This is a genomic window from Kitasatospora sp. NPDC001159, from assembly GCF_053598235.1.
Window position 1 is genome coordinate 76,778 of record NZ_JBSFJV010000015.1, and the last position, 21,107, is coordinate 97,884.

A 21,107-nucleotide genomic window follows, 5' to 3' on the forward strand; every position below is an offset into this window, starting at 1 on the left:
GGTGTCCTGTGGCAACCGGCGCCCGGCCGCACTCCCGGCGCCCGGCGAAGGGGTACACCGTGGCGAGCGTGGCCGAACAGATGGTGGAGGTGCTCCGGCAGGCCGGGGTGGAGCGGGTCTACGGCGTCGTCGGCGACAGCCTCAACCCGGTCGTCGACGCGATCCGCCGGGCCGAGGGCATCAGCTGGGTGCACGTCCGCAACGAGGAGGCCGGCGCCTTCGCGGCCGCCGCCGAGGCCGAGCTCTCCGGCCGTCTCGCGGTCTGCGCCGGCTCCTGCGGCCCCGGCAACACCCACCTGATCCAGGGCCTCTACGACGCCCAGCGCAGCGGCCTGCCGGTGCTCGCGCTCGCCTCGCACATCCCGTCCGGGCAGATCGGCACCGGCTTCTTCCAGGAGACCCACCCCGAGCGGGTGTTCACCGACTGCAGCAACTGGTGCGAGATGCTCTCCACCCCCGCCCAGCTGCCCCGGCTGCTCCGGGTCGCGATCCAGCACGCGCTCGGCTCGCACGGCGTCTCGGTGCTCGCCTTCCCCGGGGACGTCGCCGCCCTCTCCGCCGCCGGGCCCACCGGCACCAGCCACTTCCTCACCGAGCAGGCGGTCGCCGCGCCGCCCTGGTCCCAGGTGCAGGAACTGGCCCGGCTGCTCAACGCGGCCCGCCGGGTGGTCCTGTTCTGCGGCGCCGGGGTGCGCGGGGCGCACGCCGAGGTGATGGAGGCGGCCCAGGCGCTGAACGCGCCGGTCGGGCACTCACTGCGCGGCAAGGAGTGGATCCAGTACGACAACCCGTACGACGTCGGCATGAGCGGCCTGCTCGGCTACGGTGCCTGCCACGAGGCGCTGCACTCCGCCGACCTGGTGCTGCTGCTCGGCACCGACTTCCCGTACGACTGCTTCCTCCCGCAGGCGAACACCGTCCAGGTCGACCACGACGCCACCCGGCTCGGCCGTCGCACCGCGCTGGAACTGGCCGTGCACGGGGACGTCGCGGCCACCCTGCGGGCCGTCCTGCCGCTGCTGGACGTGAAGCAGGACCGGTCCTTCCTGGACGGCATGCTGCGCAAGCACTGCCGGGCGCTGGAGGACGTGATCGGCGCCTACACCCGGGACATCGAGAAGCACCTGCCGATCCACCCCGAGTACGTCGCCTCGGTGCTGGACGAGGTGGCCGCCCCGGACGCGGTGTTCACCGTGGACACCGGCATGAACAACGTCTGGGCCGCCCGCTACCTGCAGCCGAACGGTCGGCGCCGGGTGATCGGCTCCTTCCTGCACGGCTCGATGGCCAACGCCCTCCCGCACGCGATCGGCGCCCAACTCGCCTGCCCCGGGCGACAGGTGATCGCGATGGCGGGCGACGGAGGGATCGGCATGCTGCTCGGCGAACTGCTCACGGTGGCCAAGCACCGGCTGCCGGTGAAGACGGTGGTGTTCAACAACGGCGCGCTCGGCATGATCAAGCTGGAGATGCTGGTCTCCGGCTACCCGGAGTCCGAGACCGACAACGGGGACGTGGACTACGCGGGCATCGCGCGGGCCATGGGCGTCCCGGCCAAGCGGGTCGCCGAGCCGGGGCGGGTCCGGGAGGTGCTCGTGGAGGCGCTGGAACGGCCCGGCCCGGCGCTGGTGGACGTGGTCACCGACCCCAACGCGCTGTCCATCCCGCCGCACATCACCGCCGGTCAGCTGAAGGGCTTCGCGCTGGCGGCCGGGCGGACGGTGCTCTCCGGCGGCGTCGGTCGGATGATCGACCTGGCCCGCAGCAATCTGCGCAACATTCCCCGGTCGTGAACGGGGCGAAGGTGTGTTCCCGGGGTGATCCCGCGATGCTTTTGCCTACTAGGCAAATTTCTTGCCCCTGCGGCACGTGAGGTGTCCACTGGTCACATGACCACCAGCCCCGCCGGCACCCCCGCCGCCGGCGAGCAGCTCGACGACCAGGAGGTCGCCGGACTCGCCGCCCGCCTCCGCGAGCACCGGCTCAGCAGCCGCCTCACCCTGGAGGTCGCCGCGGCACGGGTCGGGCTCTCCCCAGCGTATCTGTCCCGGCTGGAGACCGGCCGCCGCCAGCCCTCCCTGCCCGTCCTGCTCGGTCTCGCCCGCGCCTACGGCACCTCGGTGTCCGGCCTCCTCGGCGAGGCCATGGTCGAGCCGGACCCGGTGGTCCGCGGCGGCGCCATAGAGCCCGGCCGGGCCGGCGGCTGGGGCTACCGCCGGGCCGGCGCCCCCGGTCGCGCCATGCAGGCGCTGCGGGTGCACGTCCCGCCGGGCGTCCAGGACTCGGTGGTCCGGGTGCACCCCGGCGAGGAGTGGCTGTACGTCCTGCGCGGCGCGCTCCGCCTCACCCTCGGCGACCGCGTCCACCACCTCGACGTCGGCGACTGCGCCCACTTCGACTCGCTCACCCCGCACTGCATCGCCGCCGCCTCCGAGGCCGGCGTCGAACTGCTCTTCGTCCACACCCTGCTGCAGAGTCCCGGCGGCGAACTCTGCCTCGGCGGCGGCCCCGCCGCGACCCACTGACCTGCCGTCAGACCCCTGGAGGAGATCCCCGTGGCCGATCCCACCACCACTGCCACCCCGGCCGCTGCCGCTGACACCGCCGCCGGCCCGAAGACCATGGACGCCGGCAAGTGGGCCAACAAGCGGGTCTACCTCCGACTGGTGATCTACACCGCCGGCATCCACGTCTTCGCCGGCTTCATCATGCTCCTGTTCGAACTGGGCAACCGCAACAAGTAGTCGACCCACCCCGGACCGCGCCCGCCGCCGCCCCCGTCGGAGGCGGGCGCTCGCCCGCTTCGGAGGCGGACCGTCCGGCGCGCGGCAACTCGCCGAGCACGCCGGGCCCGCGCAGCCGGCGGCCCCCCTCACGCCTCGCGCAGCAGCTCGCAGAGCGCGTCCAGGGCCGCCGGGAAGGCGTGTTCCGGTGGGGTGGCGTAGCCGATCACCAGGGCTGGCGGGGCATCGTCGTCCGCCGGGGCGGCGCGGTGCCAGGTGAGGCCGCTGAGGGCGAGGCCGACGGCTTCGGCGCGGGCCAGGAGTTCGGGTTCGGGGGTGGAGCCGGGCGGGAGTTGGAGGACGGCGTGGAGGCCGGCGGCGATGCCGGTGACCTCGATGTGCGGGGCGTGTTCGGCGAGGGCGGCCACGAGGCGGTCGCGGCGGCGCCGGTAGTGCAGGCGGCAGCGCCGTACGTGCCGGTCGTACGTCCCGGAGGTGATCAGTTCGGCAAGGGTCAGCTGGTCGAGCACCGGGGACATGGTGTCGGCCAGCACCTTCAGCCGGGCGACCGGTTCGACCAGCGCGTCGGGAAGGGCCAGCCAGGCCAGCCGCAGGCCCGGCGCGAGGCTCTTGGCGGCGGTGCCCGCGTACACCACCCGCTCCGGGTCGAGCGCCTGCATCGCGCCGAGCGGCTGCCGGTCGTAGCGGAACTCGCCGTCGTAGTCGTCCTCGACCACGAACCGGTCCCGCTCGCGCGCCCACCGCACCGCGGCCGCCCGGCGGTCGGCGGACAGCGGTGCGCCGGTGGGGTACTGGTGGGCCGGGGTGAGCAGCACGGCACCGCTGCGGGCGTCGAGGTGGTCGACCCGGGCGCCCTCGCAGTCCAGCGGCAGCGGGACGGTGGTCAGCCCCGCGGCCCGCACCACGGCGTGCTGCGGCGGCAGCCCGTACGCCTCGACCGCCAGGGAGCGGGCCCCGCGTTCCCGCAGGGCCGTGCAGAGCAGGCCCAGGCCCTGCTGGACGCCGTTGCAGATGAGCAGGTGGTCCGGGTCGGTGCGCACGCCGCGGACCCGGGCCAGGTAGTGGGTGAGTGCCTCCCGCAGTTCGATCCGGCCGAGCGGGCTGCCGTAGCCGAGGGCCTCGTGCGGCGCGGTGGCGAGGGCGCGGCGGGCGGCGGCGAGCCAGGCGGTGCGGGGGAAGAGCGACAGGTCGGGCCGTCCGGACATCAGGTCGTGCCGGACGGTCCGCCGCCGCGCCTGCGGCCGGGACGGCCGGACGGGCGGCGAGGGCACGGGCCGCCGGGCGACGGTGGTGCCGGAGCCCTGCCGGGAGCTGAGCCAGCCCTCCGCGGCGAGCTGGCCGTACGCCTCGACGACGGTGTTGCGGGCGATGCCGAGGTCCTCGCCGAGGGCCCGGGAGGACGGCAGCCGGGTGCCGGGGGCGAGCCGGCCGTCCTGGACGGCCTCCCGCAGGGCGTCCTCCAGGGCCGCCCGCAGCCCGGTACCGGCGCCGCGCCGCTCGGTGAGGTCCAGGTGCAGATCGCCGCCGAAGGAGGTCCAGGAGCCTTTCACGGCCCCATTCTCGCCCGCCGACGGGCCCTCAGCTCCAGGTGGCGCCGGCCGGCTCCTCGACGCCCTGCTGACCCTGCTCGACCGCGAGGTGGCGGCCTGCTCCGACGGCGGCACCGTGGTGCCGAGCGTGCTGCGCCGGGGCGCCGCCGACGTCGCCTCGCAGGCGGTCGGCAGGTGTCCGGTCGCGCCCGGCCGGTCGGACTCGCGCGGGTCCTGGCCGGGGCGGCTCGGACGGATCAGACGGACAGGTAGACCGCGCTTCCGACGCCGGCCAGGAAGCAGTACACCGCGAACGGCGTCAGGCTGCGGGTCTCGAAGTACTTGGTGAGGAAGCGCACCGAGATGTAGCCGGCCACGAAGGCGGCGACGCTGCCCGCGGCGACCGGGCCGAGCACGGCGGAGTTCTCCGGCTTGAACAGCTCGGGCACCTTCAGCGCCGAGGCGGCCAGGATGACCGGGGTGGCGAGCAGGAAGGAGAACCGGGCGGCGTCCTCGTGGTGCAGTCCGCGCAGGATGCCGGCGCTCATGGTGACGCCGGAGCGGCTGATGCCGGGGAAGAGCGCGAGGATCTGGGCGGCGCCGATCCAGGCGCCCTGACCGAAGCTGAGCTTGGTCAGCCGCGCGTCGGAGGCGATCGCCGGGTCCAGGCCCGGCTCGTCGACCGGGGCGGCGTGCCCGGCCCGCCGGCGTCCGCTGCCGCCGCGCTTGAGTCGCTCGGCGCCGAGCAGTACGAGGCCGTTGAGGGCGAGGAAGACGGCGGCCGGGACGGGCTTGCCGAGCGCGTGCCGCAGCGCCTTCTCCAGGACCAGGCCGGCCACGCCGACCGGGATGGTGGAGATGATGAGCAGCCAGGCGAGCTTCTCGTCCCGGGTCCGCACCCGGCGGTGCCGGGCGGAGCTGATCAGGCCGCTGATCACCCGGACCCAGTCGCGCCAGAAGAAGACCACCAGCGCGAGCGCGGTGGCCAGGTGCAGGGCGACCAGGGCGGCGAGGTAGGAGGAGCCGTCGGCGGTCATGTCGAGGTCCTGCTGGATCTTCCCGCCGATCACGGCCGGGAGCAGGATGCTGTGGCCGAGGCTGGAGACCGGGAAGAGTTCCGTCACACCCTGCAGCAGGCCGACGCCTATCGCTTCGGGGTAGGTCAGGGTGGACATCGCGCACCTTCGCTCGGGGGTCTGCGGGCCGGCCGATTCCGGGGGTCCCCGCGAAGCTACTACGGGCATGTAGACGCCCGGCAGCCTTGCTGCCGGAAGTTCATCGAGCGTACGTCTGGGCGACACCGGCCCCGAGTCGGTGGACCAGCACCCCGGCCACGGCGCCCGGGAGGGCGGTGGCCGGAACCGCCCGGTGGACGGCGCCGCCGAGCAGCACTCCGGCGGTCACCGCGAGCGGGGTGCCCACCAGCGGCAGGGCGACGGCCAGGACGGCGGGCAGCAGGGCGGACGGACGGCGGGGACGGTCCGTCGCGGGCGGGGTGGGCATCGTGGGCCTCCGGCGGGGGCGAGGGGTCGACGGACGCCCACGATGCCGCCTCCCGCAGCGTCAGGTTCAAGTCCTTTTCCGCACCGTCCGTTCAGAGCGCGACCTGCTTCGGAGCACGACCTGCTTCAGAGCACGACCCCTCAGGGCGCGACCCGCCGCCACCCCGACCCGTCCGCCGGCACCGGAGCGGTCGCGAAGTCGTAGCGCAGCCGCTCCGGCCCGAGCGCCAGCAGGGAGATCGAGGAGGAGCCCCAGATCCGCCCGTCGCCGAAGTCCCGCCGCTGGATCAGCGCGGCGTCCTCGTCGAGCGCCAGCCCGCCGCCGGTGACGATCGGCAGCCAGCCGCCCCAGGCCTGTCCGGCCGTCCCCTCGCCGGTCGGCTCCGGCCGGGGCGCGGCGGCGAAGCGGGCCCGGAAGTGGTCGGCGCGCGCGGCCATCAGGCTCCGGATCCGTTCCGAGGCGGTGCGGTTGGCGGCCGTCCCCTCCAGCCCGTCGTTGAGCACCACGCTGAGCCCGGTGGGCAGTTCGTTCTCCTCCAGCCTCCCGCCGCCCCAGCTGGTGACCCGGGCGCCGTCCGGGTGGACCTGGACGAGGTGGAAGGGGTCGTACGGGGTGAGGTCGAGGTGCCCGATCCCACCCTGCCGGACGGCGGTGAGCGGCAGTTCGCCGCGGCTGAGCCGGGTGTCGGTGGGGGCGAGCGGGCCGAAGCCGTTGAGCAGGCAGGCGGCGGTGCGCCGGGCCGGGTCGACGGCCAGCCAGGTGCCGCCGGCCGCGAGGTCCAGCCCGCCGAGCAGCCCTGGGCGGTCCGGCCAGTGGTGGTCGGGCGGCAGCCAGCCGCGTCCGAGGTACTCGTCCCGGACGGACAGCAGCAGCACCGGTACCGCCGCCTCGGGCTCGATGCTGACGAACGCCGTGCACACGGTCCCGTCTCCCCCTACTCTCGACCTGGAAGTCCTGCTCGAAGTCCTGCCCGAGGTCCCGGGGGAATCCGGCGGACCCCCTCAGTGATCATCGCACCCCTGTTCACAGGCCGGAAGTGGCCCAGGAAGCCGGGCGCCGAATGCACCAGGGCGGCAGGCCACTGTGCTTCTAGGCTGGCAGTCATGACGACGACGAACGAGACCGTGACGACGAACGGGGCCCCGGTGCCGGCGCCGCGGCAGCGCCTCGCGATGCCGAGGCTCGCCCCCGCCTTCTACGAGGCCATGATCGCCGTGGACCGGGCGTCCCGACAGGGCGTCGACCCGGTGATCGCCGAGCTGGTCAAGGTGCACGCCTCGATGATCAACGGCTGCGCCTTCTGCATCGACATGCACGCCACCGACGCCCGCAAGAACGGCGAGCAGGACCACCGGCTGGTCTCCCTCCCGGCCTGGCGCGAGACCCCCTGGTTCACCGCCCGTGAGCGCGCCGCGCTGGCCCTCACCGAGTCGGTGACCCTGCTGACCCGGGGCCATGTGCCGGACGCGGTGTACGACGAGGCCGCCGCGCAGTTCGACGAGACCGAACTCGCCCAGCTGATCGCGCTGATCGCCACCATCAACGCCTGGAACCGGATCGGCGTGTCCACCCGCATGAGCCCGGCAGCGAAGTGAGCGGAGCCGAGATGAGCACCCAGCAGGAGAAGGCCCGGCTGCTCAAGGAACTGCACCGCCCGGGCGAGCCGGTGGTGCTGGCCAACGTGTGGGACGCGGCGAGCGCCCGGCTGGTGGCCGCGGCGGGCGCGAAGGCGGTGGCGACGGCCAGCGCCAGCGTGTCCTGGTCGCTCGGCAGCCCGGACGGCGGCGGAGCCGACCGCGATCAGGTGCTGGCCCGGACCGCCGAGGTGGTCCGCTCGGTCGGTCTGCCGGTCACCGCGGACCTGGAGAGCGGCTACGCGGACACCGCAGCAGGGGTCGGCGAGACCGTCGCCGCGCTGCTCGCCACCGGCGCGGTGGGGGTGAACCTGGAGGACGCCGAGTACGCCCCGGAACAGGCCGCCGAGCGGATCGCGGCCGCCCGGGCGGCCGCCGACGCGGCCGGCGTCCCGCTCTTCGTCAACGGCCGTACCGACGTCTTCCTGCACGGCCTGGGCGAGCCCGAGGGCCGGCTCGACGAGGCGGTCCGCCGGCTGCGGTTGTACGTCGAGGCGGGCGCGGACGGCGTGTTCGTGCCCGGCGTCGCCGACCCGGAGGCCATCGCCGCCCTGGTCGCGGCCGTCCCGGCCCCGCTGAACGTGCTGGCCGCCCCCGGTTTCCCGTCGGTCGCCGAGCTGGCGAAGCTCGGGGTGGCCCGGATCAGCCTGGGCCCCGGCCTGGCCAAGGCGGCGTACGCGGCGGTCCGCCGCGCGGCCGAGGAGGTGTACGCGAGCGGCACGTACACCTCCCTGGACGGTGGACTGACCTACCAGGAGCTCAACGTCCTCTCCGCGGGCTGAGCACCTGAGGGTGACCGGCTGACCGGACGGGGGTCGGTCGGCCGGTCACCCGAGCCGTTCCGGTGAGTCCTTCCGGTGGGTTGTTCCGGTGGGTCGTTCCGGGGCTCAGCCGATCTGCCCGCTGAGCCCCGGGTGGGACATCTGGTTGGTGCCGATGGCCTCCACCTCGTCGGCGGTGTGCCCGACCACCGGGAGCTTGCCTGCGGTCTGGAGGGCGAGGTCGGCGGGGGAGAGGTTGAGACCGTCGGTGAGGCCGCCGGTGGCGTCCGGCGAGCTGGCGGTCTGGGTGGTGGCGGACGCCGCCGGGGCGGCGAGGGCGAGGCCCGCCATGGTGAGGGCGGCCAGGGTGGCGAGTTTCTTCATGCCCTGCCGAACGACCCGGGCCGGCCTCAGGTAACCGGCTGGCCCGGACCGTCACCCTCGGACCGTCACCCTTCGGACACCCTCAGACCGTCACCCGCAGGGTCCGCACGCTGTTGCTCACGAACGAACCGATCGGCTCCGGCCGTTCGCCCTCCGCCAGGGCCAGGTCCGGGAACCGCCCGAACAGGTGCCGCAGCGCCGTCTCGGCCTCCAGCCGGGCCAGCCCCGAGCCCAGGCAGAAGTGCGGGCCGTGGCCGAGCGACAGGTGCCGGGCCGGCTGCCGGGTCAGGTCGAAGCGGTCGGCGTCCGGGTAGTGCCCGGCGTCGCGCCCGGCCGCCGCGTACGAGGCGAGCAGCGCCTCCCCGCGCCGGATCACCACGTCGCCGACCTCGATGTCCTCGATCGCGTAGCGCAGCGGGAACTGGCCGACCGGCGAGTCGTAGCGCAGCGTCTCCTCCACCACCGCCGACCACGGCTGCGCGCCGTCCAGGACCAGCCGCAGCTGGTCGGGGTGGGCGAGCAGGGCCCGCACCGCGTTGGTGATCAGGTTGAGCGTGGTCTCGTGCCCGGCGACCAGCATCAGCAGCAGGGTGCCGACGAGTTCGGCCTCGCTGAGCCCCTCCCCGGCCTCCCGGGCGGCGATCAGGTCGGTGGTCAGGTCGTCGGCGGGCTCGGCCCGCTTGGCCGCCACCACCGAGGCCAGCAGCGCGTTCAGGTCCCGCTGCGCGGCGACGGCCGCCGCCGGGGTGGCCGAGCTGGAGACCAGGGTGTCGGAGAGCGCGTGCAGTTCGTCCTGCTGCTCCACCGCCAGGCCGAGCAGCTCGCCGATCACCTGCATCGGCAGCGGGTAGGCGAAGTGCTCGCGCAGGTCGAACTCGCCCTCCAGCTTCGCCACTTCGGCGACCGAGTCGAGCAGGGCGACCGCCCGGGCCTCGATCGCGGGCGCCAGCGCGGCTATTCGGCGCGGGGTGAAGGCCTGGCTGACCAGCCCGCGCAGCCGCCGGTGGTCCTCGCCGTCGGCGGTGACCATGCCGGGCACGGTGACGAAGTTGAGCAGCGGCCACCCCTGCGGCAGCCGCCCCTCCCGGAAGGTGGTCCACAGCCCGGCGTTCTTGCCGACCCGCGGATCGGCCAGCAGCGACTGCAGGGTGTCGTGACGGGTTACCGCCCAGACCACCACCCCACCAGGGAGTTCCACCAGGACCGCTGGACCGGCTGCTCGGAGCCGGGCGTTCTCGCCGTGCTGGTCGCGTCCGAAGGGGTCGAGCCGGACGGGCTCGGGGCGGGCTCCGGGGGAGTCTGCGGTGGTGTCCATGCGGGCCTCTCGGGGGCTGGCGGGCGGGGCGGGGTGAAGGCGCTGTACAGCACCGGCAGGGCGACCAGCGCCCGCGACCACGGGGACGGCCGCCAGGCCAGCTCGCACGGTGGGACGGCGAGTTGGAGGTCCGGAAGGCGGTGCAGCAGGGTCTCGACGGCGGTCTCGACGATGATCCGGGCCGGGTGCTGGGCCGGGCAGACGTGCCGGCCCGCGCCCCAGGCGAGGTGCGCCCGGTTGCCGCCGAGCGAGCCCTGTGTGGCGGAGGCGGCACCCTGGGCGGCCGGGTCGGCGTTGGCCGCGGCCAGGCCGAGCACCAGCATGTCGCCGGCGCTGATGTACTGGCCGCCGAGCACGGTGTCGCCGGTGGCCCAGCGGCCCGGGAAGTTCTGCGTCGGCGGGTCGCGCCAGAGCACTTCCTCCAGCGCGTCGGAGACGGTCAGCCGTCCGCCGGTGAGGGTGGCCCGGAAGCGCCGGTCGGTCAGCAGCAGCCGCAGGGTGTTGCCGATCCAGTTGATGCAGGTCTCGTTGCCCGCGACCATCAGCACCACCAGGTGGTGCACCGCCTCCTCGTCGGTCAGCCCGGCCGGATGGGCGAGCAGCCAGGAGGTGAGGTCGGCACTGGGCGCGGAGCGGCGGCGGCGCACCAGGTCGGTCAGGATCGCCTGGAACTCCCCGGCGGCGCGCACCGATTCGGGCCCGCTGTCGACGAAGTGGCTGATCAGCTCGACCATCCGCGGCCCGGCCCCGGTCGGCAGGCCGACCAGCTGGGTGGAGACCAGCAGCGGCAGCGCCCGGGCGTACTGGCCGATCAGGTCGGCGGTGCCGTCCGGGCCCCAGCTGTCGATCAGGCCGTCGGCGGCGGCCTCGGTGGTCTCGCGCAGCTGCCGGTGGTCGATCTGGGCCAGGGTGGCCGAGACGGCGGCGCGCAGCCGCTGGTGCTCGGCGCCGTCGAGGTTGAGCAGGGTGGGCCGCCACGCGGTCATCGGCTGCAGCCGTGAGTCGGGGGCGAGCCGGCCCTCGGCGGGTACCCGCCAGTGCCGCGAGTCCTTGGAGAACAGGGCCTCGTTGCGGGTGAGTTCGAGCAGCTCGCCGTAACCGAGGACGAGCCAGGCCTCCACGCCGGGCTCCAGCTCGATCGGCGCGACCGGCCCGTACCGCTCGCGCAGCCGGGCGTACAGGCCGTGCGGGTCGTCGGCGACGGCCTGTCCGTACAGCGGGGTCAGCGGCACGCCGACCGGCAGCCCGCCGCCGTACGGGGCCGCGAGGTAGGAGGCTCCGCCGTGCGCGACCGGGCAGCCGGCGGCCCGCGGGGGCTCGGGAACGGTCATTGCCGCAGCTCCAGGAGCGAGCTGCGGTGCAGGTGGTCCACGAAGTCGATCAGCAGGTCGTACGACTGCCGCCGGTCGCGCGCGTCGCAGTACAGGATCGGCACCTCGGGCAGCAGGTCCAGCGCCGAGCGCAGCTCCTCCTCCGGGTAACTCGGGGTGTCCGGGAAGGTGTTGACCGCCACCGCGAAGGGGATGCGCTGCTCCTCCAGCCGGCCGAGCACGTCGAAGCTCTCGTCCGGCCGCCGCAGGTCGACCATCGCGATGGCGCCGAGCGCGCCGCGCGACAGGTCGTCCCAGAGCGGCCAGAACCGCTGCTGCCCGGGCGTGCCGAACAGGTACAGCGCGAGCCGGGAGTTGAGCGTGATCCGGCCGAAGTCCAGCGCGACCGTGGTGGTGGTCTTGCCGCTGTGCCCGGTCAGGTCGTCCACGCCGCTGCTGGCGGCGGTCATGGTCTCCTCGGTGCGCAGCGGGGTGATCTCGCTGAGCGAGCCGACCAGGGTGGTCTTGCCGACCCCGAACGGGCCGGTGACCAGGATCTTCACCGCACCCTGCACCGAGGACGGCAGGTACGTCGGCTCGGGGACGTGGGTGTCAGCGGAGTTGGCGGAGGCCAACGAGCACCTCTTCCAGGAGGGTTGTGGGCAGGCGTTCGGCCTGCGGGACGGGCGGGAGCACCTGTACGGCGCCGAGGTCCCAGAGGTCGCCGACCAGCACCTTGACGACGCCGAGCGGCAGCCCCAGGTGGGCCGCCACCTCGGCGACGGAGAGCAGGCTGTGGCAGAGCCCGAGGATGCGCCGGTGCTCCCGGTTGAGCACGTCGTGCTCGGGCAGTTCCGGGGGTTCGGATAACGCGCTGACCAGGCTCTCGATGGCCAGGTCGACCCGGGTGGGGCGGCTGCGCCCGCCGGTGATGACGTAGGGCCGGACGGGCCCGCTCACCGGTGGCCCCCCGCCGCGTGGTCGACCCGCGGCGGGCTGGTGAGGTGGGTTCCGATCCGCTCGACCAGGACCTGCATCTGGTACGCGACCAGCCCGGCGTCCACCGCCTCGCCGGTCACCACGGCCAGGTGGGCGCCGGCCCCGGCGGCGACGATGAAGAGGTAGCCGCCGCCGTACTCGATGATGATCTGGCGGGTGGCGCTGCCCGGTCCGCCGAAGCCCGCGGCGACGCCGCGGGCCAGCGACTGCAGTCCGGAGCAGGCGGCGGCGAGCCGTTCGGCGTCCTCGCGGGGGATGTCGGCGCTGCGGCCGATCTCCAGGCCGTCGTTGGAGACGACGACGGCGTGCTGGACCTGCGGGACGGCGATGATGTCGGCGAGCAGCCAGCCGAGGTCAGGGGTGGTGGTCATGGAACTCTCCGGAGGGCTGGGGCAGTCGGGGGGAAGCAGGGGAGGAAGGGTCGGTGGGGCTGGGTGGGGTCTGGGCCTGGGCCCGGGCGGCCGATCGGCCGCTGGCGGTCCCGGCCTGGAACATCGCCATGAACGCCTGCGCGTCCCGGGCCGAGCGGTACGGCGGGGCGGGCTGCGGCGGGGGAGCGGCGTGCTGGGCGGTCCGGTTCGCGCGGTCGCGCCGGTGGCTCCGGCGGGGCAGCGGCGGTGGGGTGTCGCCGGTCTGGGGCCGACCGGTGGGTGGGGTCTCCACCATCGGGTGACCGGCCGTCGGGTGACCGGCGGGGAAGGCCGGCCGGGGGTCGGGGTTGAACGCCCGGTCGTCCGGTCCGAGGCCGGGGACGGTGGGTGGCAGCGGTTCGGTGAGCAGGGCGTTCGGCAGCAGGACGACGACGCGCACGCCGCCGTACGGCGAGGGCGCCGAACTGAGGGTGACCCGGAAGCCGTACTGCTCGGCGAGCCGGCCGACCGCGGCCAGGCCCAGCTGCGGGACCTCGCCGAGCCGGGAGACCTCCAGGGTGCTGCCCCCGGAGAGCGCGGCGGCGGCCTTGGCGACGGCCTGTTCGGGCATGCCGACGCCGCCGTCGTCGATCTCGATCACCGCGCCGTTGTGCACCGGCATCAGCGTGACGAACACCTGGGTGCTGGGCGGGGAGTAGCGGGTGGCGTTGTCCAGCAGTTCGGCGACGGCGTGGATCAGCGCCTCGGCGGCGGCGCCGACCACCGCGGTCTCGATCCGGCTGCGGACCGCCACCCTCTGGAACGGCAGGATGCGCGACTGGGCGCCGCGCACCACGTCCTCCAGGGGGACCGGTTCCGGCCAGTGCCGGCCGGCCCGCGCGCCGCACAGGACGGCCAGGGTCTGGGCCAGCCGGGCCTGTTGGGCGGCGGCGTGGTCGGCCTTGAGCAGGCCTTCCAACAGCGCCGGGTCGTCGTGGGTGCGCTCCATCTCGTCGAGCAGGGCCTGCTGGTCGTGGGCCATGACGAGGATCCGGCGGGCGACGCTGAGGAAGGCCCGCTGGGTGGAGGCGGTGAGCTCCTGCTCCTGCTGGACGGCGGCCAGGTCGGCGCCGCGGCGGGAGAGTTCGGCGCTCAGCTGGTCCTGGAGCCGGGTGAGTTCGTCCTGCAGCCGGTCGGCCCGGCCGCGCTGGGTGACGGACACGGCGTGGTACCGCGCGGCGGCCACGAGGGCGAGGACGGCGAGTACGCCGGTTGCCGTTACGGACCACTGAGTCATCGTCACGCGGCGAATTCTAGGGTGATGATCCTACGAAGGTGTGAACGGATCTCGCCAAGTGACCGGATCTCGTCAATATCGAGTCAATACACCGTCAGCCCTGTGTCGTTCGACCCCGATCCCGGGAGCCTGGCGAGGTCTCCGATCGTTCGTCCAGGGCCTTTCGACCCACGTCGATGTGACGGGTGATGGCCGGATCGCGTTCCGGGTTGTGTGGGACGTGTGTGCACGGTGTTGCGGAACGGACGGGGCCCGGTGCAGGAGCGGCAGCGCCACGTCGTCCGGCCGGGACCTCCGGTCGACGGCCGGCTCTCGTCCTCGGAGGGGGCACTGAATCCTCGGACCCCGTGTCCACGGTCGGCGACCGGTGTCGGACTGGTGCGGCTCAGCCGGTCACGGCCGGCCCGGCCGTACCCGGCCGCCGCACCAGCGCCAGGGTCCGGTCGTCCGCGACGTCCTGCGTCACCGCGTGCACCAGTCGGTTCGCCGCTCTAGGCTGCCCGCCGGCGCCGCACACACCGGCACCAGCAACTGCCAGCGCCGCAATACCGGCCCGCCACCCACCACCGGCAGCACCAGCGCCGACGGCGGCCACCCGTACGGCCCGTATGTCCCCGTCCAGCAGCCGCCCGGCCCGGCCCGACTTCTCGCGCGTGCGGTGCCGGCCCGTCCACTTCTCGCCGTGCCCGCTCCGGCCGCTGGCCGGCGCCGGAAGCCGGCCGGTCCGACTTCCCGTGCGGGCGGGGCTGCCAGGGTGGGTGGATCAGGACCCTTCCGCGGAGGAGGCCGGTGGGCCCGACGTCCTACTCCTCCCCCTTCGGCCAGGTGTGGAGGCCGGTGGTGAGGGTGGTGATGAGGCGGTTGTGGGTGGTGGTGAGGTCTTCGGCGAGTTGGAAGGCGCCGGTGATGGAGAGGGAGGCGAAACCGTGGGCGAGGGAGCGGACGGTGCGGGCGGCGTGGATGGCTTCGGGGCCGTCGAGGCCGTAGGAGCGGAGGACGGCGATGATGACGCCGACGAGGCGGGTGGCCGCGCGGGTGAGGTCGTCGTCGGGTCGGGGGGCCTGGGGGAGGGCGGTGTAGCGGTGCGGGTGTTCGGTGGCGTAGGCCTGGTAGGCGCGCAGGACGGCGGTGACGGCGTCGTCGCCGCTGCGGCCGACCGCGGCCCCGGCGAGCCGGTCGGCCAGTTCCTCGGTGACCCGGACGGCGATCAGCCGGCGCAGTTCGGTGACACCGCCGCTGACGTGCTTGTACAGGGAGGGGGTGGCGACCCCCGCGCGGGTGGCGACGGAGGCCAGGGTGAGGGCCTCGGCGCCCTGCTCGTCGATGAGGGCGAGGGCGTGGTCGACGACCTGGTCGGGGGTCAGTCCTACACGGGGCATGGGGTGGGGTTCTCCGTACGGGTGCGGATGCGGGTGCGGCGGGTTCAGCCGAGTTCGGCGAGGAAGGGCAGCAGGGCGTCCGCGACGGCCTGCGGGTTGTCGGCCATCGGGTAGTGGCCGGACCCTTCGATCATCACCTTCCGGGTGCCGAGCGCCTCGGCCTGCCGGTCGGCGACGGCCTCCGGGTTCGGGAAGTCCGGGTCCTTGCTGCCCATCAGGACGAGCGAGGGGCAGCGGACGGCCGCGCACCAGCCGATCGGCGCGGAGTCCCCGGTGACGTGTCCGCGGGTGGCGGTCCTGCGCCCGGGGGCGTGCAGGTCGGCGACCAGTCCGGCCACGTAGTCGTCGAGGTCGGCGGGGCGGGGGCCGGGGAAGGCCATCTTGCGCAGGTAGAAGCCCCAGACGGCCGGCCAGTGGACTATCGCGCTGCCCATCACGGACGCGACGCCCTGCATCAGGGCGTTGGCCCGGTACTCGACGAAGGCGTCGATCAGCGCGATCCCGGCGACCCGCTGGGGCGCGTCCCCGGCGAGCTTGACGACCGTCGCGCCGGTGTAGGACTGCCCGACCAGGACGGCCCGCTCGATGCCGAGGTGGTCGAGCATGGCGAGGACGTCGGTGGCGACGGCGGTCGGGCTGTAGTCGTCCCAGGCGATCGAGGACTCGCCGAAGCCACGCACGTCCATGCTGATGACCCGGCGCCCGGCCGCGGTGAGCAGCGGGTGCAGGTGCCGGTAGGTCCGGCGGCTGTCGAGCATCCCGGGCAGCAGGACGACGGGGGTGCCGTCGCCCTGGCGGGTGTCGTCGAAGGCGATCCGGCCGCCGGGGACGTCGAGGTACTGGGTGCTCGGGGCGGTGCTGCCGTTCACGGTGGGCCTCCACGGGGGTCGCTGCTGCCGATAGCCATAAAGCTATGGCTAATAGCCTTAGCCGTCAACCCCTCAGACCCCCGGTTCCCGAGGGCTCAGACCCCCTCGACCCTGAACGGATCGTGCTCGCTGAGCAGCTTCTCCAGCCGGGCCTGGTCGACCCGGGCGACGGTGTCCGACGACTCCTGCCGGTCCCGGATCACCTTGGCCAGCGTGAACGCGGAGGTGACGGTGTAGAGGAGGCCGATCCCCAGGAAGGCCCGGGTCCACCCGCCGACGGGCAGGTAGGCGATCCCGACGGCGAGGGCCGAGCCGGAGACGGCGAAGGAGAGGACGGCCTGGATGTAGTACGCGGCCGTGGTGCGTGTCTGCATCGGTGCGCTCATGGCGCCAGGATGCGGCTGCGCGCCGTGGCTGCACATGAGTAGGAGTACTCAGATGGACTGGGTGAACGGCGGGTGGTTCGTTGACGTCCGATCACCTGCTCCCCAGCCGTCCCGGGCGGATGGCTTGGAATCAGGGCGGCCTGGGATTAACGTTTGATAACGCAGCGCGGTCGTCAACGCCGTACCCAGACGGCACCGTGCGCCGTCGCCTAATCCCGCCGGCCGGCCTTCGGGCAGGTCAGGGAGCCGGGGAACCACGTTCCTTGGGGTGAATCGGTGGGGCTCCGGCCCGGCCGTAGGAGACCTTCCTGCTCCGAACCCGTCAGCTAACCCGGTAGGCGCGAAGGAAGGAAAGGAGCGCGCCTCCGTGGCGTCGACGCACACCCCGGCACACCCGGCCGGCCCCGTAGCCGGTACCCAGCTCCTCGACCACCCCGGCCCGGACGGCACCGAGTCCGCCGATCCCTTCGCCCCGGAGGCCGAGGCCAACCGCCACCGGATGCCGCGTCAGACCCGCGGGGCCTCCCCGCTGCTCGGCGTGACCGCCGTCGCCGCCACCCTGGGCGCCACCGGTTTCGCCTCCGCGACCCCGGCCGCCGCACCCGCCATCGAGGCCCCGGACGAGACCCCGGTCGCCCTGGCCGCCGACCCCGGCCTCGCGCTCGCCGCCCGCATCCAGCAGCAGGCCGACAGCCAGCGCACCGCCGCCGAGGAGGGCGCCCGTCTGCAGGCCGCGCAGGAGGCCGAGGCGAAGGCCGCCGTCAAGGAGGCCGAGGCCAAGCGCGCCGCCGACGAGGCCGAGCGCGCCAAGGCCGCCGCCCTCACCCTGCCGGTCAAGGACTACAACCTCTCCGCCCACTACGGCCAGAGCGCCCGCTACTGGGCCCACCTGCACACCGGCCTGGACTTCGCCGCCGACACCGGCACCCCGGTCCACGCGGTCGGCCAGGGCACCATCACCTCGGCCGGCTGGTCCGGCGCGTACGGCTACCGGATCGTCGAGACCCTGCCCGACGGCACCGAGATCTGGTACTGCCACCTGTCCTCGATCATCAAGGGCTCCGGCCAGGTGGGCTCCGGCCAGCAGATCGGCAAGGTCGGTGCGACCGGCAACGTCACCGGCCCGCACCTGCACCTGGAGGTCCGCCCCGGTGGCGGCGCCCCGGTCGACCCGGAGACCTGGCTCCAGCAGCGCGGCCTCAACCCCTGACGGGAACCCCTGACGGGAACCCTCGACGGTCCCCGGAAGAACCCCGACACAACGCCCGTGAGCCCCGGACATCCGGGGCCCACGGGCGTTCACTCCGTCGGCATCACTCCGTCGGCATCACTGCGCCGGCACCTGCGCCAGGTACGCTTCGATCTCCTCCTGCCCCGGCTCCGGCGCCAGCTCCGGGAACTCCTCCACCAGCAGCCGCGCCAGCCCGGGCACCGTCCACTCGCCGAACAGGTCGAGCGCGACCTCGGCCGCCGCCGCCTCGAACGCCCCGAAGTCCCCGGTCAGTTCGTCCGGCATCGGTCGCCCCAGCGCGTTCAGCTCGGCCAGGTTGCGGTAGCTGCGCCGCATCAGGCCCTGCTCCAGCAGCAGCCGCGCGCCGTCGGTGGCCATGCCGAGCGACAGCAACCGGCCCGGCCCCCAGCCCTGCTCGTCCGGTTCGTCCAGCCAGCCGGCCGGTGCCAGCGCCTCGTACACGGCCAGCCGCTCCTCCTCGCCGAGTCCGGCGAAGCCGGCCAGCCAGCCCCGGACCGCTGCCCGGTCCGCAGTGTCCACCCCGTGCGCGTGCAGCAGTACGGCGTACAGCCGGGGCCAGGTGAGCAGGTCGGCGCGGCGCAGCAGCCCGGCCGCGACCTCGCCCTGCCACTCGGCCTCGGCGTGCAGCCGCTCCTGGCGCTTGGCGTTGAGCCGCTTCGCCGCCCGCTGGTGGTCGATCAGCAGCCCTACGGCGTCGCCGTACGCGAGCGGGTCCGCGTCCGGCGCGGGTTGGACGTACAGGTGGAGCCGCTCGTACAGCAGGTTCTCCACCACGTTGGAGGTCAGTTCGGGCCAACCGTCGTGCATCCTGCCGTCGCCCAGTTCCAGCAGCGCCAGCACCGTGCGCAGCGGCGCCTCGGCCACCGGCGCGCGGTCCTGCTCGGCCGCCCAGGCGAGCAGGTCGGCGGCCCGGGTGCGCGGGGCGAGCCGCAGGTCTTCGTCGTTCATATTCCGAACGGTAGCCCGCCGGGCGCGGGTAGGGTCGGCAGCCATGGTCCCCGTACGACTCACCGGCCCCCGGCTCGCCGTCCGCGAGTACCACCACACCCCGGAGGACGTGGACGCGCTGTACGCGCTGTTCAGCGACCCGGAGGTGACCCGCTACCTGCCCTTCGAGCCGCGGGACCGCGAGACCTGCGCCGACCAGATCGAGCTCTACCTGGAGGAGGCGATGGCCGAGGAACGGGACACCTACCGGCTCGCCGTCTGCCGGCGGGAGGACGCCGAGGACCCGGCGGACGCGGTGCCGATCGCCCACGCCAGCCTCACCCTCGGCACGTGCCGCTCCGCCTACCTCGGCTACGTGCTGGGCCGCGAGGTGTGGGGCCGCGGCTACGCGGGCGAGATCGCCGGACTGCTCTGTGAGTTCGCCTTCGGCCCGCTCGGGCTGCACCGGCTGGCCGCCCGGGTCGACGTGGACAACCCGGCCTCGGCCAGGGTGCTCACCAAGCTCGGCTTCCAGCTGGAGGGGCGGGTGCGGCACGACCTGTACAAGGGCGGCGTCTGGTCGGACTCGTACCTGTACTCGTTGCTCGTCGACGAGTGGCCCGGTCCTTCGGTGCCGTCCTGACCCCGGAAGCGGACCGGACCGGGGGTTAACCCCACCCCCGATCCGCCGGTCCCCCGGATGCCCCTTGAGCCGCGGTTCGCCCAGACTGAAGGACGTCAGCGAGCACGAACGACCGTGAGATAGAGGGGCCGGGGGCCGGGAGATGAGCAGCAGCCGAAGCATGCTGGACCAGGAGTGGGACGTTCTGGGCGGTTACGGCGACGACGGCCCGCGCCCCGCCCGGGCCCGCCGGACGGAACGGGCGCCGTCCTTCTGGCGGTCGCCGTTCTCCGCGTACTACTACCGGGAGATTGGCTACGCGCTCACCGGTCTGCCGGTGGCGATCGCCGGCTTCGCCGTCGCGATCACCATGTTCTGCCTCGGCCTCGGCACCTTCATCACGGTCCTCGGCCTGCCGGTGCTGGCGGGTCTGACCACCGTCGCCCGCGGCTTCGGCCGGCTGGAGCGGGCGCGGGTGCGCGGCCTGCTCGGCGTGGACGTGCCCGGTCCGGCGCCGGTGCGCCGGGTCCGGTCGGGCAGCTGGGGCGCGATCACCGCGCGGCTGGCGGACGTGGCGGGCTGGAAGGCCGTGCTCCACCAGCTGGTGATGTTCCCCTGGGCGGTGTTCAGCTTCGCCATGACGCTGGTGTTCCTGCTGCTCGGCTGGACGATGGCGCTCTACCCGCTCTACCACTGGGTCTTCCCGACCTTCACCGACTGGCACGGCTACCGGCTGTTCGACTTCACCGACAGCGACCACGTCCGGCACGTCTACGACGTCGAGGGCACCTGGCAGATCGCCGCGTTCTCCGCGGTCGGACTGCTGCTGGTCTTCCTCACCGCGCAGCTGGTCCGCGGCCTGACCAACGTCAACCGGGCCGCCGCCCTGGGCCTGCTCGGCCGCTGAGACCGCCCGCCCAGGCACTGCCCAGGCACTGCCCCGGCCCCGCCCGCGCTCCGGACGCGGACGGGGCCGCCCCGTGTTCGGATGGCCGGGTGGCCGCCGCACGCACCCCCGGCGCCCCAACGTCCCGGTCACCTCCCGTCCGCTGGACGAGTACTGCGCGCTCTTCGGCCTCACCCGGGCTCAGCTCGCCGCCCTGCCCGCGCCGCTGCTGGACTGCCCCGGCGGTGCGGCGGGCCGCCGACCACCGCCGCCGAGGAGTCGGTAATGGTCACTAGGCATATATGGTCCTATACTCGCCCGCATGAGCGAGACCACGATCCGGCCCGCACACCCGGCCGACGCCGACCGGCTCACCGCGCTGATCCAGGCCTCCAGTGCCTACCGCGGCACGTACTTCGCGATGATCGACGGCTATGTCGTGACGCCCGACTACGTCGAGCGCCACGAGGTGCGGATGGCCGTGGACGCCGGCGACCGGTTGCTGGGCTTCTACGCGCTGATCCGCGAACCGGCCGAGCTGGACCTGATGTTCGTCGCCAACGAGGCCCAAGGACTGGGCATCGGGCGGCAGTTGATCACCGACATGCTGGGCCGTGCCCGCGCGGCCGGGATCGAGGCGGTCAAGGTCGTCTCCCACCCGCCCGCCGAGGGCTTCTACCTGCAGATGGGCGCCGAGCGCACCGGCACCCGCCCGCCGCAGGTCAAGACTCCCTGGGAGCAGCCCGAACTGCGCTTCACCGTCTAGGAGTTGTCGCCATCCGGCGGAGCGGACGGTACTGACGGAGCGGGCTGAGCCGACCGCTCCACCGGCTGAGCCGACCGCTCCACCGGCTGCGCCGACGGCACCGGCTGCGCCGACGGCACCGGCTGCGCCGACGGCACCGGCTGCGCCGACGGCACCGGCTGCGCCGACGGCACCGGCTGCGCCGACGGCACCGT

At 74.0% G+C, this 21,107-nt stretch carries 25 protein-coding genes, 1 pseudogene and 1 riboswitch; of the genes and pseudogenes, 10 read left to right on the top strand and 16 right to left on the bottom strand.

The annotated features are described in order from the left end of the window. Nucleotides 1-59 precede the first annotated feature (59 nt). The 3 genes from ACWC9T_RS10775 to ACWC9T_RS10785 all read left to right on the top strand — a co-directional run bounded on the left by ACWC9T_RS10775 (nucleotide 60) and on the right by ACWC9T_RS10785 (nucleotide 2,744). The gene (locus tag ACWC9T_RS10775; RefSeq protein WP_449820704.1) at nucleotides 60-1,793 is read left to right on the top strand and encodes a pyruvate dehydrogenase; all 1,734 of its coding nucleotides are present in this window, start codon (nucleotides 60-62) and stop codon (nucleotides 1,791-1,793) included. 96 nt (nucleotides 1,794-1,889) lie between these two features. Next, nucleotides 1,890-2,525, top strand: a complete 636-nt coding sequence (locus ACWC9T_RS10780) for a helix-turn-helix domain-containing protein (protein WP_449820705.1) — start codon at nucleotides 1,890-1,892, stop codon at nucleotides 2,523-2,525. Between the two features lie 30 nt (nucleotides 2,526-2,555). Further along, complete coding sequence (locus ACWC9T_RS10785) at nucleotides 2,556-2,744, top strand: DUF6126 family protein (RefSeq protein ID WP_449820706.1); 189 nt, start codon at nucleotides 2,556-2,558, stop codon at nucleotides 2,742-2,744. 128 nt (nucleotides 2,745-2,872) lie between these two features. Here the strand turns inward: ACWC9T_RS10785 and pdxR are convergent, their stop codons facing one another. The 4 genes from pdxR to ACWC9T_RS10805 all read right to left on the bottom strand — a co-directional run bounded on the left by pdxR (nucleotide 2,873) and on the right by ACWC9T_RS10805 (nucleotide 6,696). Then, a complete protein-coding gene (gene pdxR, locus ACWC9T_RS10790) occupies nucleotides 2,873-4,294 on the bottom strand; it encodes a MocR-like pyridoxine biosynthesis transcription factor PdxR (RefSeq protein WP_449820707.1) in 1,422 nt (473 codons plus the stop codon). A 236-nt stretch (nucleotides 4,295-4,530) separates the two neighbouring features. Further along, complete coding sequence (locus tag ACWC9T_RS10795) at nucleotides 4,531-5,448, bottom strand: undecaprenyl-diphosphate phosphatase (RefSeq protein WP_449820708.1); 918 nt, start codon at nucleotides 5,446-5,448, stop codon at nucleotides 4,531-4,533. A gap of 100 nt (nucleotides 5,449-5,548) precedes the next feature. Next, on the bottom strand, nucleotides 5,549-5,776 hold the full coding sequence (locus ACWC9T_RS10800; RefSeq protein WP_449820709.1) for a hypothetical protein: 228 nt from the start codon (nucleotides 5,774-5,776) through the stop codon (nucleotides 5,549-5,551). A 140-nt stretch (nucleotides 5,777-5,916) separates the two neighbouring features. Then, the gene (locus tag ACWC9T_RS10805) at nucleotides 5,917-6,696 is read right to left on the bottom strand and encodes an NRDE family protein (protein ID WP_449820710.1); all 780 of its coding nucleotides are present in this window, start codon (nucleotides 6,694-6,696) and stop codon (nucleotides 5,917-5,919) included. Between the two features lie 183 nt (nucleotides 6,697-6,879). Here ACWC9T_RS10805 and ACWC9T_RS10810 point away from each other — a divergent pair, with 183 nt between their 5' ends. Together ACWC9T_RS10810 and ACWC9T_RS10815 are read left to right on the top strand one after the other, a co-directional pair. Continuing rightward, nucleotides 6,880-7,371 (top strand): carboxymuconolactone decarboxylase family protein, encoded by a 492-nt coding sequence (locus tag ACWC9T_RS10810; RefSeq protein ID WP_449820711.1) that lies wholly within the window; start codon nucleotides 6,880-6,882, stop codon nucleotides 7,369-7,371. 11 nt (nucleotides 7,372-7,382) lie between these two features. Continuing rightward, entirely contained in the window at nucleotides 7,383-8,192 is an 810-nt protein-coding gene (locus ACWC9T_RS10815; RefSeq protein WP_449820712.1) for an isocitrate lyase/PEP mutase family protein, read from the top strand. A 105-nt stretch (nucleotides 8,193-8,297) separates the two neighbouring features. Here ACWC9T_RS10815 and ACWC9T_RS10820 read toward each other — a convergent pair whose 3' ends face one another. The 10 genes from ACWC9T_RS10820 to ACWC9T_RS10865 all read right to left on the bottom strand — a co-directional run bounded on the left by ACWC9T_RS10820 (nucleotide 8,298) and on the right by ACWC9T_RS10865 (nucleotide 16,460). Continuing rightward, complete coding sequence (locus ACWC9T_RS10820) at nucleotides 8,298-8,555, bottom strand: hypothetical protein (protein WP_396252572.1); 258 nt, start codon at nucleotides 8,553-8,555, stop codon at nucleotides 8,298-8,300. Nucleotides 8,556-8,637: 82 nt separating this feature from the next. Next, the gene (locus ACWC9T_RS10825; RefSeq protein ID WP_449820713.1) at nucleotides 8,638-9,753 is read right to left on the bottom strand and encodes a cytochrome P450 family protein; all 1,116 of its coding nucleotides are present in this window, start codon (nucleotides 9,751-9,753) and stop codon (nucleotides 8,638-8,640) included. Continuing rightward, nucleotides 9,717-11,201 carry a cytochrome P450 gene (locus ACWC9T_RS10830; protein WP_449820714.1) on the bottom strand — a complete coding sequence of 495 codons (1,485 nt, stop codon included), beginning with the start codon at nucleotides 11,199-11,201 and terminating at the stop codon, nucleotides 9,717-9,719. The genes ACWC9T_RS10825 and ACWC9T_RS10830 overlap by 37 nt, the downstream gene beginning before the upstream one ends. Then, nucleotides 11,198-11,815, bottom strand: coding sequence for a GTP-binding protein (locus tag ACWC9T_RS10835; RefSeq protein ID WP_449820715.1), 618 nt, complete (start codon nucleotides 11,813-11,815; stop codon nucleotides 11,198-11,200). The genes ACWC9T_RS10830 and ACWC9T_RS10835 overlap by 4 nt, the downstream gene beginning before the upstream one ends. Beyond that, nucleotides 11,793-12,140: a DUF742 domain-containing protein gene (locus tag ACWC9T_RS10840; protein WP_449820716.1), complete on the bottom strand. Its 348-nt coding sequence runs from the start codon at nucleotides 12,138-12,140 to the stop codon at nucleotides 11,793-11,795. The genes ACWC9T_RS10835 and ACWC9T_RS10840 overlap by 23 nt, the downstream gene beginning before the upstream one ends. After that, a complete protein-coding gene (locus ACWC9T_RS10845; protein WP_449820717.1) occupies nucleotides 12,137-12,550 on the bottom strand; it encodes a roadblock/LC7 domain-containing protein in 414 nt (137 codons plus the stop codon). Before ACWC9T_RS10845 ends, ACWC9T_RS10840 begins: the two co-directional genes overlap by 4 nt. Beyond that, nucleotides 12,534-13,826 carry an ATP-binding protein gene (locus ACWC9T_RS10850; RefSeq protein WP_449820742.1) on the bottom strand — a complete coding sequence of 431 codons (1,293 nt, stop codon included), beginning with the start codon at nucleotides 13,824-13,826 and terminating at the stop codon, nucleotides 12,534-12,536. The genes ACWC9T_RS10845 and ACWC9T_RS10850 overlap by 17 nt, the downstream gene beginning before the upstream one ends. 803 nt (nucleotides 13,827-14,629) lie before the next feature. Beyond that, a complete protein-coding gene (locus tag ACWC9T_RS10855; RefSeq protein ID WP_449820719.1) occupies nucleotides 14,630-15,205 on the bottom strand; it encodes a TetR/AcrR family transcriptional regulator in 576 nt (191 codons plus the stop codon). A gap of 44 nt (nucleotides 15,206-15,249) precedes the next feature. Further along, on the bottom strand, nucleotides 15,250-16,074 hold the full coding sequence (locus tag ACWC9T_RS10860) for an alpha/beta fold hydrolase (RefSeq protein ID WP_449820720.1): 825 nt from the start codon (nucleotides 16,072-16,074) through the stop codon (nucleotides 15,250-15,252). Between the two features lie 95 nt (nucleotides 16,075-16,169). Then, on the bottom strand, nucleotides 16,170-16,460 hold the full coding sequence (locus ACWC9T_RS10865) for a YiaA/YiaB family inner membrane protein (RefSeq protein WP_449820721.1): 291 nt from the start codon (nucleotides 16,458-16,460) through the stop codon (nucleotides 16,170-16,172). A 196-nt stretch (nucleotides 16,461-16,656) separates the two neighbouring features. Next, nucleotides 16,657-16,815: riboswitch (cyclic di-AMP (ydaO/yuaA leader) on the top strand. A gap of 12 nt (nucleotides 16,816-16,827) precedes the next feature. Between ACWC9T_RS10865 and ACWC9T_RS10870 the strand changes: the two genes are divergently transcribed. Beyond that, a complete protein-coding gene (locus tag ACWC9T_RS10870) occupies nucleotides 16,828-17,670 on the top strand; it encodes a M23 family metallopeptidase (protein ID WP_449820722.1) in 843 nt (280 codons plus the stop codon). Between the two features lie 117 nt (nucleotides 17,671-17,787). On the opposite strand, the gene ACWC9T_RS10875 is transcribed toward ACWC9T_RS10870, so the two are convergent. After that, complete coding sequence (locus ACWC9T_RS10875) at nucleotides 17,788-18,660, bottom strand: hypothetical protein (RefSeq protein WP_449820723.1); 873 nt, start codon at nucleotides 18,658-18,660, stop codon at nucleotides 17,788-17,790. Between the two features lie 43 nt (nucleotides 18,661-18,703). Between ACWC9T_RS10875 and ACWC9T_RS10880 the strand changes: the two genes are divergently transcribed. The 4 genes from ACWC9T_RS10880 (at nucleotide 18,704) to ACWC9T_RS10895 (ending at nucleotide 20,913) form a co-directional block, all read left to right on the top strand. Beyond that, a complete protein-coding gene (locus tag ACWC9T_RS10880) occupies nucleotides 18,704-19,282 on the top strand; it encodes a GNAT family N-acetyltransferase (protein WP_449820724.1) in 579 nt (192 codons plus the stop codon). 142 nt (nucleotides 19,283-19,424) lie between these two features. Next, the gene (locus ACWC9T_RS10885) at nucleotides 19,425-20,168 is read left to right on the top strand and encodes a sensor domain-containing protein (protein WP_449820725.1); all 744 of its coding nucleotides are present in this window, start codon (nucleotides 19,425-19,427) and stop codon (nucleotides 20,166-20,168) included. Between the two features lie 73 nt (nucleotides 20,169-20,241). Continuing rightward, the gene (locus ACWC9T_RS10890) at nucleotides 20,242-20,433 is read left to right on the top strand and encodes a hypothetical protein (protein ID WP_449820727.1); all 192 of its coding nucleotides are present in this window, start codon (nucleotides 20,242-20,244) and stop codon (nucleotides 20,431-20,433) included. 36 nt (nucleotides 20,434-20,469) lie between these two features. Then, nucleotides 20,470-20,913, top strand: coding sequence for a GNAT family N-acetyltransferase (locus tag ACWC9T_RS10895; protein ID WP_449820728.1), 444 nt, complete (start codon nucleotides 20,470-20,472; stop codon nucleotides 20,911-20,913). On the opposite strand, the pseudogene ACWC9T_RS10900 reads toward ACWC9T_RS10895, so the two are convergent. Continuing rightward, nucleotides 20,910-21,107, bottom strand: a pseudogene (locus tag ACWC9T_RS10900) (autotransporter outer membrane beta-barrel domain-containing protein); the annotation flags it as partial. The gene ACWC9T_RS10895 and the pseudogene ACWC9T_RS10900 overlap by 4 nt on opposite strands.

What these genes read in the sequence shown, in the direction of transcription:
- ACWC9T_RS10780 (WP_449820705.1), top strand. Translation starts at nt 1,890, where the DNA reads ATGACCACCAGCCCCGCCGGCACCCCCGCCGCCGGCGAGCAGCTCGAC.
- ACWC9T_RS10795 (WP_449820708.1), bottom strand. Translation starts at nt 5,448, where the DNA reads ATGTCCACCCTGACCTACCCCGAAGCGATAGGCGTCGGCCTGCTGCAG.
- ACWC9T_RS10800 (WP_449820709.1), bottom strand. Translation starts at nt 5,776, where the DNA reads ATGCCCACCCCGCCCGCGACGGACCGTCCCCGCCGTCCGTCCGCCCTG.
- ACWC9T_RS10810 (WP_449820711.1), top strand. Translation starts at nt 6,880, where the DNA reads ATGACGACGACGAACGAGACCGTGACGACGAACGGGGCCCCGGTGCCG.
- ACWC9T_RS10815 (WP_449820712.1), top strand. Translation starts at nt 7,383, where the DNA reads ATGAGCACCCAGCAGGAGAAGGCCCGGCTGCTCAAGGAACTGCACCGC.
- ACWC9T_RS10820 (WP_396252572.1), bottom strand. Translation starts at nt 8,555, where the DNA reads ATGAAGAAACTCGCCACCCTGGCCGCCCTCACCATGGCGGGCCTCGCC.
- ACWC9T_RS10830 (WP_449820714.1), bottom strand. Translation starts at nt 11,201, where the DNA reads ATGACCGTTCCCGAGCCCCCGCGGGCCGCCGGCTGCCCGGTCGCGCAC.
- ACWC9T_RS10845 (WP_449820717.1), bottom strand. Translation starts at nt 12,550, where the DNA reads ATGACCACCACCCCTGACCTCGGCTGGCTGCTCGCCGACATCATCGCC.
- ACWC9T_RS10850 (WP_449820742.1), bottom strand. Translation starts at nt 13,826, where the DNA reads ATGACTCAGTGGTCCGTAACGGCAACCGGCGTACTCGCCGTCCTCGCC.
- ACWC9T_RS10855 (WP_449820719.1), bottom strand. Translation starts at nt 15,205, where the DNA reads ATGCCCCGTGTAGGACTGACCCCCGACCAGGTCGTCGACCACGCCCTC.
- ACWC9T_RS10865 (WP_449820721.1), bottom strand. Translation starts at nt 16,460, where the DNA reads ATGAGCGCACCGATGCAGACACGCACCACGGCCGCGTACTACATCCAG.
- ACWC9T_RS10875 (WP_449820723.1), bottom strand. Translation starts at nt 18,660, where the DNA reads ATGAACGACGAAGACCTGCGGCTCGCCCCGCGCACCCGGGCCGCCGAC.
- ACWC9T_RS10880 (WP_449820724.1), top strand. Translation starts at nt 18,704, where the DNA reads ATGGTCCCCGTACGACTCACCGGCCCCCGGCTCGCCGTCCGCGAGTAC.
- ACWC9T_RS10885 (WP_449820725.1), top strand. Translation starts at nt 19,425, where the DNA reads ATGAGCAGCAGCCGAAGCATGCTGGACCAGGAGTGGGACGTTCTGGGC.
- ACWC9T_RS10895 (WP_449820728.1), top strand. Translation starts at nt 20,470, where the DNA reads ATGAGCGAGACCACGATCCGGCCCGCACACCCGGCCGACGCCGACCGG.